Origin of the sequence: Pseudoduganella aquatica, assembly GCF_009857595.1 — a bacterium.
In the GTDB taxonomy this organism is placed as follows: Bacteria; Pseudomonadota; Gammaproteobacteria; order Burkholderiales; family Burkholderiaceae_D; genus Rugamonas; species Rugamonas aquatica_A.
This window is the reverse complement of the sequence record NZ_WWCU01000027.1, coordinates 1-13,958: the sequence shown is the minus strand read 5'-3', so window position 1 is coordinate 13,958 and position 13,958 is coordinate 1. Positions and strand designations below refer to the sequence as shown.

At 65.8% G+C, this 13,958-nt stretch carries 9 protein-coding genes; 7 read left to right on the top strand and 2 right to left on the bottom strand.

Annotated elements, in window-relative coordinates; genetic code table 11:
* Window positions 1-9: 9 nt before the first annotated feature.
* On the bottom strand, window positions 10-3,972 hold the full coding sequence (locus GTP77_RS20700) for a DUF4214 domain-containing protein (RefSeq protein ID WP_161074047.1): 3,963 nt from the start codon (window positions 3,970-3,972) through the stop codon (window positions 10-12).
* Window positions 3,973-4,442: 470 nt separating this feature from the next.
* A complete protein-coding gene (locus GTP77_RS20695; RefSeq protein WP_161074046.1) occupies window positions 4,443-5,942 on the bottom strand; it encodes a FecR family protein in 1,500 nt (499 codons plus the stop codon).
* A gap of 188 nt (window positions 5,943-6,130) precedes the next feature.
* Between GTP77_RS20695 and GTP77_RS20690 the strand changes: the two genes are divergently transcribed.
* The 7 genes from GTP77_RS20690 to GTP77_RS20660 all read left to right on the top strand — a co-directional run.
* Window positions 6,131-8,011, top strand: a complete 1,881-nt coding sequence (locus GTP77_RS20690; RefSeq protein ID WP_228893749.1) for a CHASE2 domain-containing protein — start codon at window positions 6,131-6,133, stop codon at window positions 8,009-8,011.
* Window positions 8,008-9,327, top strand: coding sequence for a tetratricopeptide repeat protein (locus GTP77_RS20685; protein WP_161074045.1), 1,320 nt, complete (start codon window positions 8,008-8,010; stop codon window positions 9,325-9,327). Before GTP77_RS20690 ends, GTP77_RS20685 begins: the two co-directional genes overlap by 4 nt.
* Window positions 9,328-9,373: 46 nt before the next feature.
* Window positions 9,374-9,700, top strand: coding sequence for a VanZ family protein (locus tag GTP77_RS20680; RefSeq protein WP_161074044.1), 327 nt, complete (start codon window positions 9,374-9,376; stop codon window positions 9,698-9,700).
* A 35-nt stretch (window positions 9,701-9,735) separates the two neighbouring features.
* Complete coding sequence (locus tag GTP77_RS20675; RefSeq protein ID WP_161074043.1) at window positions 9,736-10,476, top strand: Crp/Fnr family transcriptional regulator; 741 nt, start codon at window positions 9,736-9,738, stop codon at window positions 10,474-10,476.
* A gap of 157 nt (window positions 10,477-10,633) precedes the next feature.
* Window positions 10,634-11,428, top strand: a complete 795-nt coding sequence (locus GTP77_RS20670; RefSeq protein WP_161074042.1) for an ABC transporter permease — start codon at window positions 10,634-10,636, stop codon at window positions 11,426-11,428.
* Window positions 11,428-12,651, top strand: a complete 1,224-nt coding sequence (locus GTP77_RS20665; protein ID WP_161074041.1) for an ABC transporter ATP-binding protein — start codon at window positions 11,428-11,430, stop codon at window positions 12,649-12,651. The genes GTP77_RS20670 and GTP77_RS20665 overlap by 1 nt, the downstream gene beginning before the upstream one ends.
* The coding region (locus tag GTP77_RS20660) for an FkbM family methyltransferase (protein ID WP_161074040.1) at window positions 12,648-13,958 on the top strand (1,311 nt) is incomplete at its 3' end. The genes GTP77_RS20665 and GTP77_RS20660, both read left to right, overlap by 4 nt.

Genomic DNA, 13,958 nt, shown 5'->3' with positions numbered 1-13,958 from the left:
TATGATCAATTACACCAGGGTCAGGGTCGAAGCACCAGCGCCGCCTTCAGCGAAGGTTGCACCGCTCAGGTCGATCAGACCAACCAGCTTGACTACGTTGTCGCCAGCTGCCAGGTCGGTACCGACGGTAGCGTGGTTGACGATGTAGGTGTTGCCGCCGTACTGGAACCAGGTGATCTGGTTGTTGGTGTCACCAGCAGCGCTAACTGCCAGATCCAGCGCGTTGATCGTACCGCCGAACAGCGCGGTAGCGGTGCTGACGTCGATCTTGGCTGCGGTCCAGGCGTTGGTGGTACCGATGGTGAAGGTGAACACGTCGCCGGTACCTGCATCGTTGATGGTCGTCTGCACTGGCGACGAAGCAGCAGTAGCAGTGGTCACGGTAGCGGACACGATGAAGCTATCCGCGCCAGCACCGCCGGTGATGGTGGAAGCACCGGTACCGGTGGTTACGCGGTCAGCGCCATCGCCCAGGTTCACGGTGTAGGAACCGGTGCCCAGGGTAACGATGTCGTTGCCAGCGCCCGTCGACACAGTCACGCCTGCGGCGTTTGCATTCGCCAGGGTCAGGGTGTCAGCGCCGGAGCCGGTGGTCACTGCCAGCGCAACGCCGGAACCCAGGGTCACGTTGGCGGTGTTCAGGGTGATGGCGCCGGTTGCTGCACCAGCGTTGATCGCGGTCACGCCAGCGGTCGACGAGCTGGAAGAACCGAAGCCAGCGGCGAAGGTCAGATCCAGGTTCGACGCGCCGGTCACGGTCACGGTCTTGGCGCTGGAGTCAGCACCCAGAACTACGCTGTTCCAGTTGTTGGCAGCGGAGGTACCACCCGAAGTGATGTTGAAGTTTTCGATGCCAGCGGCAGCAATCGTACCCATCTTCACGTTAGCAGCGCCGCCGTGAGCAGCAGCCGAGGTAGCGGCGAAGTTGATTGCGAATGCGTCGGCGGTACCGGAAACGCCCAGCAGCGACAGGGTGTTGACGCGAGCCGAGTTATCGCCAACGTAGGTGTCGGTGATGCCGGTTGCGGTCACGTTCTGGTAGGTCGCGGTGGTCGAAGCCGAGTCCATGGTCAGAGCGGTGATGGTGTTGCCGGTCAGCAGAGCCAGATCCAGGCCGGTGGTGCTGTTCAGCGACAGGTTTTCGAAGTTGATGAACTTCGAAGCGTTACCAACGGTAACCAGGTCAGCCGACAGGGTGTCGATGCCTGCGCCACCGTCGATAACGGTGCCGGTAACAGCAACTGGAGCCTGAGCAGCTACGCCCAGCAGTTTGTCGTCGCCAGCGCCCAGCTGAACTTGCGAACCAGCAGCCAGAACCGAGCTCAGGGTCACGGTGTCGTTGCCTGCGCCTGCGTCAACGGTCACAGCAGCGGTAGCCGAGATAGCGAAGCTGTCGTTGCCCGAACCGGTTTTCACGTTCACTGCAGCAGCGTTCAGCGTGCCCAGGGTCAGCGCGCCCGTCGCAGCGGAGCCGTCGATCTTGGTGGTAGCCCCACCCATTGGAGCCAGGGTCAGTGCACCGGCGCCGGTCAGGGTCAGCGATGCTGCCAGGGTCGAGCCCGACAGATCGATGTTGCTTGCAGCGCTGTTGTTCAGGGTGATCGAGGTAGCATTCGCGTCGGTGATGACAGCGGTAGCGGCCGCACCAGCCGAGGTCAGGCCAGCACCGGTGCTGTTCACGGTCAGCGCGTGGCCAGCGGTCAGATTGGTGATGGTGGTGGTGCGGGTAGCAGTAACTGCGCCGCCGATGTTCAGCGTAGCGATACCGTTACCGATGATGTCGGCAGCGGTGTCAACGGTGTCCAGGGTGACGGTGGTCAGCGTGGTTTTGGTGTTGTTGCTGATCGAACCAGCAGCAGCCAGGCTACCGCCGGTGACTTTAACGGACGTCAGAACGTCGCCAGTTACCGAAACTGCGCCGGTGCCAGCCTTAACGGTGGCGGTGGTCAGTGCGGTACCAGCCAGGGTCACGGTGTTAGCGCCGGTGGTGGTTGCGGTGATCGATTTACCGCCGGTCACGCCGATGTTGCCAGCAGCAGCGTTCACAGCTGCGGTTACGCCAGCGCCCAGAACGATGCCGGTCGAAGCAGCGGTGCCCGAAGCGGACAGGCTAACGTCGGTCAGCGCGGTTTGGCCGGACAGATCCAGGCCGGTCAGGCCGCCGCTGGTAGCAACGTTCAGTTTCTCAACGTTGGTTACGGTCATGCCGCCCAGGGTGAACGCAGCGCCGGTCAGGGTCAGCGAATCAGCGATGCTCAGGGTGTCAACGCCGGCGCCGCCGTCGATGGTGTCCAGGCCGCCCAGAACGGTTGCGGTGTTGTAGGAGGCGGTGAAGCTGTCTTCGCCGTTTGCGCCAACGAAGTTGTCGATGCCGGTGGTCAGCACGAACGATTTCGCGGTGTAGTTTGCTGGCAGAGCGGCAGCAGCGGTTTGCTGAAGAGCAGCAGCGGCCACAGCAGCAGCAGCAGCGGCAGCGGCGGTGTTAGCAGCGGTCAGAGCAGCAGCAGCAGCAGCGTCGTCGGTGGTCGACACGGTGATTTTGGCAGCAGCGTCGTACTTGGCAGCTTCAGCAACAGCAGCGTCAGCCGATGCTTTTGCTTTTGCAGCAGCGGTAGCTTCAGCAGCGGCAGCAGCGATAGCGGCGTTAGCGGTTGCAGCCGAGTTGGTTGCAGCGATAGCAGCTTTGGTCGCAGCGGAAGCAGCGGTAGCAGCAGCAGCGTCAGCAGCGGCGGTAGCGATAGCAGCCGAGTAGGTCGATGCAGTCTGAACTACAACTACGTTTGCAGCAGCGGTTTTTGCGCTGGCAACAGCAGCAGCAGCAGCAGCAGCAGCAGCGGTAGCAGCAGCGTCGTCCGACACTTGGGTCGAAGCGGCAGCAGCTTTGGTGAAGTCAGCAGCGGCTTTAGCAGCAGCGTCAGCAGCAGCGGTGGCAGCAGCCGAAGCGGTCACAGCAGCGGTCAGCGCGCTGGTCACAGCGGTGCCAGCGGTGGTAGCGGCAGCGTCGTCAGCAGCAGCAGCGGTAGCGGCGGCAGCAGCAGCGGTAGCAGCAGCGGCAGCAGCGGTAGCAGCGGTAGCAGCTTTAGCAGCAACGTCTTGAGCGATGATCAGTTTGCCGTTAGCCAGCGAAACAGCAGCGCCGTCGCCGCTAGCGATAGCAGTGGTCAGTGCGGTTTGAGCGGTAACAACAGCTGCGTCAGCAGTGGTCTTGGCGGTAGCAGCAGCGGTCGAAGCGGCAGCAGCGGTCACCGAATCAGCAGCCAGCTTGACTGCGTCGGTTGCAGCAGCTTTGGTGTCGGCAGCGATTTTAGCGGTGTTCGCGGTAGTCACGGCGGTAGCAGCGGCGGTAGCAGCGGCGGCTTTGGTGGCGGCAGCGGTATTAGCAGCGTCAACAACAGCTTGTGCAGCAACCGAAGCGGCGTACAGTGGGTCAGCAGCAACGGTCACGTTGGTCAGCGCGGTTTTCAGGCCAGCGTCCGAGGTGGCGTTTGCCAGGGTTGCTTCGTCGGTAACACCCGACAGGTAGGTCTTGGCAGCCAGGTTAGCAGCGGCGCCGTTGTAGGCAGCAACACCACCTGGTTGACCTTGGATGTAATCGGTGAACGACGCAGCAGCGGCGGTCTTGGATTGGAAAGCGATCAGGTCGGTGCCTTGTGCGCCTTGGGAGATCTGACGAACAGCAATGTCGATGCCCATGGTGCCGTTGGTTACCAGGTTAGCCCAGTACAGCAGACCTGGGGTATCGGCGTTGTGGCCGAACAGGTTGATGTAGATCTTGTTGATGATTTGAGCAACGGTTTGGTTAGCGTATTCAGCTTTGTACTCAGCCGAGTCGCCGAACGATTTTGCCACCGCGTCCAGAGTAGCGGATTTGGCTTCCAGTACGCCTTCCCAATACTGCAGACCAACTGGATCTGCAGGACGGTTGAAGTAAGCAACGTACAGCTTTTGCAGATCAGCAGCGTAAATACCCATTTAAAACTCCTAGTAAGGATTGATTGAAGTTAATTGCATGACTCGCGGTGGCCAAAACAATCTAACGTACCGAATAATCTCAGAAGGTATTGCCCAAGCATGTGACAGCCATCACAAAAATAAGCAATATCCTCCGATAGTTAGTAAATTAACCAATGAAAACTATGCGGCGGGTCATTATCAGAGAAGATTGCGCCCAACGCAAGGATTGGCACGGTTTACGGCGCTTTGCCCGCCGCCATAGGGAATCTGCGGTGTTGACGGGGCTTGCCGGGCAGGCAAAACCGTGACAGTACGACACAAAAGATTGCAAATTGGCATCGCAAAAAATCCACCGCAGATGAAATGGTAAGTAAATGTAAAAATTTTGTCGCACGAAGAACTGTTGTACGCGCGCATCACACACTCGACAGGCGAAAAAAAACAGCCCGCCAAAGGCGGGCTGTTGGTGCAAGCAAAGGCAGCAGGGGTTATTTCGTGGCGGTGGCCGGCTGGGCAGTCCAGCTGGTGCCGCCGTAGATCGTGCGCCCGGTCATGCGGCGCTGGAACAGGTACGCTGCGGTGCCGCCGTTTTCCGTGCTGAGCAAGCCGCTGACGGACATATTATTCGGCTGGATGTACAAGGCATCGCCCACAAAACGTCCGTCGTCGGCCACCTTGCCCGTGGACTGCATCAGCAGCCGCTCCTCCCCGTTGACCAGGTCGAAGTTGGTAGCGAAGGTGCGCTTGTCGAAATTAAAACTCAACGCGCCGTTCTCCAGCGTCGCCGCCAGAGTAGGCAAGGCCGCGTTGTCATGATGAATAAACGCCTCGCCCTGCTTGAGCGCAAAACTGACCCCGCCGCGCTCGGGCACCGGGTAAGCCTGCCCCTCGGTGCGCAACAGAACGAAGTCCGGATTCTGCGCAATCAGGGTCTTCCCCTTCTTGAGTTCGGCCACCAGGTCCACCTGGCGCTCCTTTTCCAGCAGCGGTTGCCAGCGCCCCCAGACGATCTGGCGCTCCTGCACCACGGGCGGGGTTACCACCGGCGGCTCGACCACCGGCGGCGTCACCACCGGCGGCGTCACGACCGGCGGTTCCACTACCACCGGCGGCGTCACCACCGGCGGGGTGACCACGGGTGGCGTGACCACCGGCACTTCGGTGGCCGGCGGGGTGATTTCCGTCACCGGCGGCACAATCACCGCAGGCGGCGGATCGTTCTTGGTGCCGGTGCCATTGGTGGCAATCTGCTGCTGCAGGCTGGCGCTTTTTTGCACGTCCAGATTGGGCTGCGGCGGCAGGCTCGCGCCGCTGGACGGACCAGCATGCTTGCCCGGCTCGTCCTGGCGCGGCGGCGCCACGGCGTCCGGCGCCAGGGTATTGGTTTCCGGCAGCAATTGCGGCGCGGCCTGGCCGCGGCGGATCTGCAGCAGATTGCCTTTTTGCGCGGCGAACAGGTCGCGCGTGGCCTGGCCTTCGCACGGGCCCAGGCCTTCAGGACTGCAGGCGCCGCCAAAACCGCTCAGCGCGATGCCGCCGGAGTTGACGGTCACGCGCGTGGTGTCGTGATCGGTAAAGACGGTAAAGTCCGTGCCGCGCACGCCGATGGCGGCCACCGGCGTGTTGAAGCGGAAATTCTGGCGCGCCTTCTTGACCGCGTCGCCGGAGCGGCTGCGCGCCACCCCGTTCAGCAGTTCCAGCTTGATGCGGTTGTTGGAAGGCTGTTTCTCGTCTATATAATAGGCGACGATGCGGGCCTGGCTGGACGGGCGCAGGATGAACAGGCCGTTGTCCACCGTGGTGATATAGAGATAGCCGTCGGCGCCGGTGGTCAGCATATCGCCTTCCTGCACCGCGCCGTCCAGCACGGCAGGCTGCTGCGCCACCTGCGCGCTGCCCGTCACATAGACGATTTTGCCCGCGACTGCCGCGTAGGCGCCGTGGGAGAGTAGTGCAAGGCCGGCAGCGGCCACGAGATGACGTAACATGATATTCCCCTTTTCCATCTTATTATCCAGCACGGCACGTAAGCTGCCGTGATAGCCATCACATTCTCATGGAAAAGCCCGCTAACTGCGCGAAACGTTACACTTTGTAGCATCGGCCGCCCCACTCGCCTTTCCACAGGGCTAGGCGTTATACTAACGGATTGACCTTCACCCCACCGCAGCCCCTTTTGACATCTTCGACGACATCCTGGTCACGGCGCCTGCCGCCCTTGCCGGCCTGGCTGCCGCGCGCGCTGATAGCCGCTGCCGGACTCATGCTGGCGCTGGGCACGCAATGGCTGGCGCCGCCCGGCGCCTCGCTGTTCGCCGACGAGTGGCTGCGCGACCGCTATCTGCGCTGGCAAAGCACGGACACGCCCGAACCGCGCGTGCTGGTGGTCGACATCGACGAGGCCAGCATGGCCGAGCTGGGCCCGTGGCCCTGGCCGCGCGCGCGCCTGGCCGACCTGGTGGAAATCCTGCTGACCACCTACGGCGCGCGCGGCGTCGCGCTCGACATCGTGCTGCCCAATCCGGCCGACGCCGACGGCGACCTGCGTCTCGGCATGCTGGCCCGGCACGCGCGACTGGTGCTGGCGCAGGCTTTCGACTATTCACAGAGCCGCCCGTATGCGCTGCGCGAAGGCCGGCTGAGCGGCGCCACCGCGCGCGCCGGCGACGCCACGGCGGCCACCGGCTATATCGCCAACCAGGCCGCCTGGGCCGGCGCGCCCAACGTCGGCAATATCGGCTTCATTCCGGACCCGGACGGCGCCCTGCGCCGCCTGCCCCTGCTCACCAGCTACCAGGGGGCGCGCTATCCCGCGCTGAGTTTGGCGCTGATCGACTGCTGCGGCGGCGGCCTGGCCACGCTGCCGCCCAGCCCGCAGCGCATCGCCTACAAGCGCGACTGGAGCGCCTACACCCTGGTGCAGGCCAGCGACGTGCTGGCCCAGCGCATCGAACCGGCCAGCGCGGCCGGCCGCCTGGTGCTGGTCGGTTCGTCCTCGCTGGGCCTGAGCGACCGTGTGGCCACGCCGCTGGCGGCCAACCGCCCCGGCCTGGGGGTGCAGGCCGCCATGCTGTCCACCCTGCTCGACCTGCAGCAAGGCACGGCGCCCGCGCCGTGGCCGGGACGCTGGATCGGCAGCCTGTACGGCGCGGCCTGCGTGCTGCTGGCGCTGTGGGCGCTGCCGCGCGTGCCGGCCGCGCTGGGCGTGGGCGTGCTCGCCGCGCTGAGCGCCGCCTGGCTGGCGCTGGCCTATGCCATGAGCCCGCACGACCCGTATTTCTCCACCACCGGCCCGCTGGCCTGCACCCTGTTCCTGCTGGCCGTGGCCGTGCCCTACCACTGGCAGCTCACGCAGCGCAAATCGCGCCACCTGCTCGACACGCTGCGCCAGTACGTGGCGCCGGAAGTGGTGACCGAGCTGCTGCGCAGCGACATCAAGGATCCGCTGGCGCCGGCCCAGCGCGAAGTGACCACGCTGATCGCCGACATGGAGGGCTACACCACCCACGTCGAGGCGCTGCCGGTGGCAGCCGCCGCCCAGCTCACGCGCGAATTCCTGGAATGCCTGACCGGCCCGGTCATGGCCCAGGGCGGCACGCTGGACAAATACACCGGCGACGGCCTGGTGGCGTTCTGGGGCGCGCCGCTCCCCAATCCCGACCACGCCGACCTGGCGCTGGACGCGGCGGCCGACATTGTGGAGCGCGTGCGCCAGTACAACCGGCAGCGCGCGCGCAACGGCTTTGCGCCGCTGCGGGTGCGCATCGGCATCGACAGCGGCACCGCCTTCGCGGGCGACTTCGGCACCGGCTCGCGCAGCATCTATACCGCCGTGGGCGACAGCGTGAACACCGCCTCGCGCCTGGAGCAGGCCGCGCGCGACCTGCCGCACGACATCATCATCGGCGCCGGCACCGTGGCGCAGGCGCGCCGCCACCGCTTCCTGCTGCTGGGAGAACGCGTACTGCGCGGGAAAGAAAAAACCACCACCTTGTACACCCTTGAACCCGCCATGACCCAAGCCGCCCTGCCGGCCGCCGAGGAGCAGCCCGCATGAGGCGCCCGGCTTCCCCCTTGGCCGCGCTGGCGCTGCTGCTGGCCTGCGGCGCCAGCGCGGCGCAGCAGCAGGAGCAGCAGCAAGACCGGCCCGGCGCCGAATCCGCCGCGCCGGCCGCCACGTCCGCCACTGCGGCGGACACGCCGCCCATCCCGGCCCCGGCTCCGGAGCAACTGCCGCCGGTGCAGGCCGTGACCAAACAGCTGTACGAGGACGCGCTGCAATCCATCGCCGAGGGCCGCAAGCAGGACGCCAACCAGGCGCTGCGGCGCGTGATCGAGCAGGAGCCGCAGCATGCCGGCGCCTGGCTGGACCTGGCGCTGATCCAGTGCAGCCTGGGCCGCCCGGACGAGGCCGAGCGCATGTTCCGCACCATCGAGGAGCGCTTTGCGCCGCCGCCCGGCATCGTCGAGCTGATACGCGAAGCGCGCGCCGTCGGCTGCGAGCAGTGGACGCCGCTCAGCCAGTACAGCCTGTCCATCTCGCGCGGCATCGACCAGAACGTCAACCAGGGCTCGACCCGGGTGCTGAACCCGGAATACACGCTGTCGCCCGAGTTCCAGCCGCAGCACGACCAGTACACCATGCTGTCGGGCGACTATATGCGCGACCTGACGCCGAACGGCACCGTCGGCTTCGTCCAGTTCCAGCAGCGCCGCAACGACACCTTGCGCCAGTACGACAGCGGCGCCCTGTTCGCCGGCGCCGAAACGCTGTGGCGCTGGGACGGCTGGACCCTGCGCGGCACCGTGCTGGCCGGCCTGATCTCGCTGGGCGGCGAGTTCTACCAGCGCCAGTACCAGCTGCTGGCGCGCGTGGGCCCGCCGCTCAAGCTGCCCTACGGCTTCACCTTCCACCTGCAGGGCAGCGTGGGGCGCAACAGCTATGTGACGCTGGACACCTTCGACGCCAACACCGGCGAGCTGCGCGCCCAGTTCAGCCGGCGCAAGAACGACAGCGTGGTCAGCGCCAGCATCGGCGTGGCCACCGACCGCGCCACCGGCGCGCGCCCCGGCGGCGACCGCCACGGCGCCAACGCCGCGCTGAGCTGGCAGCGCAAATACGGCACCGGCCTGACCGCCGAAGTGGGCTACACGCTGCAGCACTGGCGCGGCAGCGAGCCCTATGCGCCGCCCGTGGTCGACCAGGTGCGCGAGCAGGACACGCACACGCTGCGCGCCGCGCTGACCTATCCGGTCGCGCGCCAGCAAAACCTGATCCTGGAAGTGCGGCAGGTCATCAACAGGGAAAATATTCCCATCTTTCAGTACAATAACCGCCAATTGCAATTGAGCTGGCAGTGGCAGGGTCTGTGAATGGTTCACCGGCGCGCGCGCAGCGCGTAGTGAAACGGATAAGCGCATGATGTGGGAAATGGCGGTTTTTATCGGCTTCAGCCTGGCCCTGGTGGCAGGCTGCCTGGTGCCCAACCAGTGGCTGCCGTCGCGCTTGCCGAACGACAAGCTGATGCATTTCGGCGCCTACGCCGGACTGGCCCTGCTGGCCATGCGCATCGCGCCGGCCGCCAGCGCCGCGCTGTGGCTGGCCGGCCTGCTGCTGGCCGGCTGGCTGATCGAATGCCTGCAGCAGCTGGTGCCGGGACGCGGCTTCTCCTGGCGCGACATGGCCGCCAACGCGGCCGGCGTGGCCGCCGGGGCCTTGTGCGCGGCGGCACTCGCCTCCATCTAAGCTAGAATGACGCTGTCACCCACTGAACCCAACGCATGAATACCACCACCCAGCCAGCCAGCCCGCCGCCGCCCGACACGGGCACGGAAGCGTCGCCGGCCGAGCGCAATTTGCAGATCCACCTGCGCAAGATTCCGCTGCTGGCCGAACTGTCGGACGAGGAAATCATCCGTGTGAAGGCGGATCTGCGCGTACGCCAGTACGCCAAGCGCGACGTGGTGCTGCACAAGGGCGGCCATGGCGACGGGCTGATGTTCCTGCTGGCAGGCCAGCTGCAGGTGGTCGACATTACCGAAGACGGGCGCGCCATCGGCCTGCGGATACTTGCGCCGGGCGATTTCTTCGGCGAGATCGCCCTGATCAACAACACCACCCGCTCGGCTTCGGTGGTGGCCATGACGGACGCCCTGGTGGCCTTCCTGCCGGCCCCCACCGCCATGCACCTGTTTTCGCATTCGCCGTCGGTGGCGCGCCAGATGCTGCAGCACCTGGCGCAGAAAATCCAGCGCGACTCCGAATTCCGCGCCCTGCTCAGCATCAACAACACGGCCAAGCGCATCTACACCTACCTGGTGCTGATGCAGAAGAAGCAGCCCGACGGCACAGTGGTGGAAAACCTGCCCACCCACCAGGATATTGCCAATATGATCAACACCAGCCGCGAGACCGTCACCCGGGCGCTGCTCACGCTGGTGCAGCAGGGCATCGTCCAGAAGGAACCGCACCGGCTGGTGATCAAAAACCCCGAGGCGCTGCAAAAGCTGGTGCAGAGCTAGCTCCTTTCTTTGTGACAACGTGTTACAACTGTAGCAAGGGGCGTGGGACGGTAGGCTATAATGCCGCTCTTGACCAATCCCCGCCGTCCTGCCGTCCGCGCAGCGCGGCCCAATTCACGATGATGCTAATTATTGCCCGTCCCGGCCGGAGGGCGGCATGAGTTTGATGTTGCGCGCCCTGTGGTCCTACCGCGGCTTTGTGCTGGGCAGTGTCCGGCGCGAGTTCCAGTCCAAATACCGCAACACCATGCTGGGCGCGGCCTGGACCGTGCTGAGCCCGCTGGCCATGATACTGGTGTACACGCTGATCTTCTCGCAAGTGATGCAGAGCAAGCTGCCGGGCAACAGCACCGAGTACGGCTACAGCATCTACCTGTGCGCCGGCGTGCTGGCCTGGGGCCTGTTCTCGGAAATCGTCACGCGCGCCCAGAACATGTTCCTCGAGCAGGCCAACCTGCTCAAGAAGATCAGCTTCCCGCGCACCAGCCTGCCCGTCATCGTGGTGCTCAACGCGCTGGTCAACTTCGGCATCATCTTCGGCCTGTTTACCGCCTTCCTGCTGCTGTCGGGCCAGTTCCCGGGCGCCGTCTTCCTGCTGCTGATACCGGTGCTGGCGCTGCTGGTGATGCTGGCCATCGGCCTGGGCCTGGTGCTGGGCGTGCTCAATGTGTTCTTCCGCGACGTGGGCCAGTTCTTCACCATCTTTATCCAGTTCTGGTTCTGGTTCACGCCCATCGTCTACCCGGCCAGCATTTTGCCGGCCGAGGTGCGCGGCCTGCTGGCCTGGAACCCGATGGCGGCCGTGATCCAGGCCTGCCAGACCATCCTGGTGGCGGGCCAGGCGCCGGACTGGGCCAGCATGCTGCCGGCGCTGGCGCTGGCGCTGGCGCTGTGCCTGCTCGGCATGAAATTGTTCCGCAAGCGCGCGGGTGAAATGGTGGATGAACTCTGATGGGCTCGATAACAGTCAGCAACCTGGGCAAGGCCTACAAACAATATCCCACGCGCTGGTCGCGCCTGGGCGAATGGCTGTTGCCCTTCCGCGGCGCGCGCCACAAGCTCAAGTGGATTTTGCAGGACATTAATTTCCACGTCGCGCCCGGCGAGGCCGTGGGCCTGATCGGCATCAACGGCGCCGGCAAGAGCACGCTGCTCAAGCTGATCACCGGCACCACCCAGCCCACCACGGGCGGCGTGGCCATGCAGGGCCGCGTGGCCGCGCTGCTGGAGCTGGGCATGGGCTTCCATCCCGACTTCACCGGCCGCCAGAACGTCTACATGGCCGGCCAGCTGATCGGCATGACGGTGGCCGAGATCACGGCGCTGATGCCCGACATCGAGGCCTTCGCCGAGATCGGCGACTATATGGACCAGCCGGTGCGGGTGTACTCCAGCGGCATGCAGATGCGCGTGGCCTTTTCCGTGGCCACCGCGCGCCGGCCCGACATCCTCATCGTCGACGAGGCGCTGTCGGTGGGCGACACCTATTTCCAGCACAAGAGCTTCGAGCGCATCCGCGCATACCGCCGCCAGGGCACCACGCTGCTGCTGGTGTCGCACGACAAGCAGGCCATCCAGTCGGTGTGCGACCGCGCCATCCTGCTCGACGCCGGCCGCCTGGCGCGCAGCGGGCCGCCGGAGGAAATCATGGATTACTACAACGCCATGATCGCCGAGCGCGAGAACCAGAAGCTGGAAGTGAAAACCCTGGACAGCGGCAAGGTGCAGATCATTTCCGGCAGCGGCGAGGCGAGCGTGGCGCAGATCGCGCTGCTCGACGAGCACGGCGCGCCGGTCGAGGTGGTGGACGTGGGCGCGGCGGTGACGCTGGAGGTCACGGTGCAGGCGCACGCGCCGATCCCGCGCATGGTGCTGGGCTATATGATCAAGGACCGGCTCGGGCAGGCCATGTACGGCACCAATACCCACCTGAAGGAGATGCCGCTGGCCGCCGTGGCCGCCGGCAGCCTGGTGCGCTACCGCTTCGCCTTCCCGATGAACCTCGGCCCCGGCACCTATTCGGTGTCGACCGCCATCGTCAGCACCGACACCCACCTGGTCAACAACTACGAGTGGCGCGACCTGGCGCTGGTGTTTACCGTGATCAATATGCGCCGCCCGCACTTCGAGGGCACGGCCTTTATCGACCCCACTATCGAGATCGTCCAATTATGAGTTTCGTCAGCTACGCGCAAAACTGCGAGGACGTGCTGCTGTGGCGCGCCCTGGGCCATGTGCGCAACGGGTTTTATATCGACGTCGGCGCCAACGATCCGGTGCTGCACTCGGTGAGCAAGGCGTTTTACGACAGCGGCTGGAGCGGCATCAATATCGAGCCGATGCCGTCCTACCACGCCCAGTTCCAGGCCCAGCGCCCGCGCGACCTGAACCTGGCCGTGGCCTGCGGCGCGCGCGACGGCGAGATCACGCTGTATGAAGTGCCGGCCATGAACGGCTGGGCCTCCACCGACGCGGCCGTGGCCGACGGCCACCGCGCCGACGGCTATGCGCTGCAGGAAGTGACGGTGCCGCTGCGCACGCTCAACGACATCTGCGCCGCCCATGTGCAGGGCCCGATCCACTTCCTGAAGATCGACGTCGAGGGCGCCGAGGGCGAGGTGCTGCGCGGCCTGGACCTGCAGCGCTGGCGGCCGTGGATACTGGTGATCGAAGCGACGCTGCCCGGCCAGCGCGACAGCGCGCACCAGGCCTGGGAAGCGCTGGTGACGGCGCACGACTACCAATTCGCCTGGTTCGACGGCCTGAACCGCTACTACACGGCCGGCGAGCACGCCGCGCTGCGCGAGGTGCTGGCGCTGCAGCCGAATGTCTTTGACGACTTCATCAGCCACCACCTGGCGCACGCCTGGCAAGCCAAGGCAACCCTGGCCGGCCAGCTGCAGGATGCGCTGGAGCAGGCCGCCGCCGCCCAGGGCCGCGCCGCCGACGCGCAGGCCGAGCGCACGGCCCTGGCCGAACAGGCCCTGCACGACGGCCGCGAAGCCAACCGCCAGGTCAGCCAGGCGCTGGCCGGCGCGGCAGCGGCCCAGCAGCGCCTGCAGGAGACGCTGGCGGTGCAGGCCGAGCAGGTGCGGCAGCTGGCCGCCTGCGAAGCGCAGCTGATACTGCGCGACGGCGACCTGGCGCGCCGCGCCGAGCAGGTCGCCGCGCTGCAGGACGGACTGGCCGCGCTGCAGGACCAGCTGGTGCAGCGCGAAACGGCGCTGCAGGACGAACTGGCGCGGCGCGAAACGGCGCTGCGGGACGAACTGGCGCGGCGCGAAGCGCAGCTGCAGGGCGCGCTGGGCGAGCTGCAGGCGGCGCTGGCGCACAGCGAGCACGCGCGCCACCAGGCCGGCGCCTGGGGCAGCGACATGCAGCAGCGCCTGCTGGCCATGGAACACAGCCGCTGGTGGCGCCTGCGCGGCAGCCTGCTCGGCGTGGGCCGCGCGCCGCAGGCGCTGCTGGCGCGCAGCCGCGAC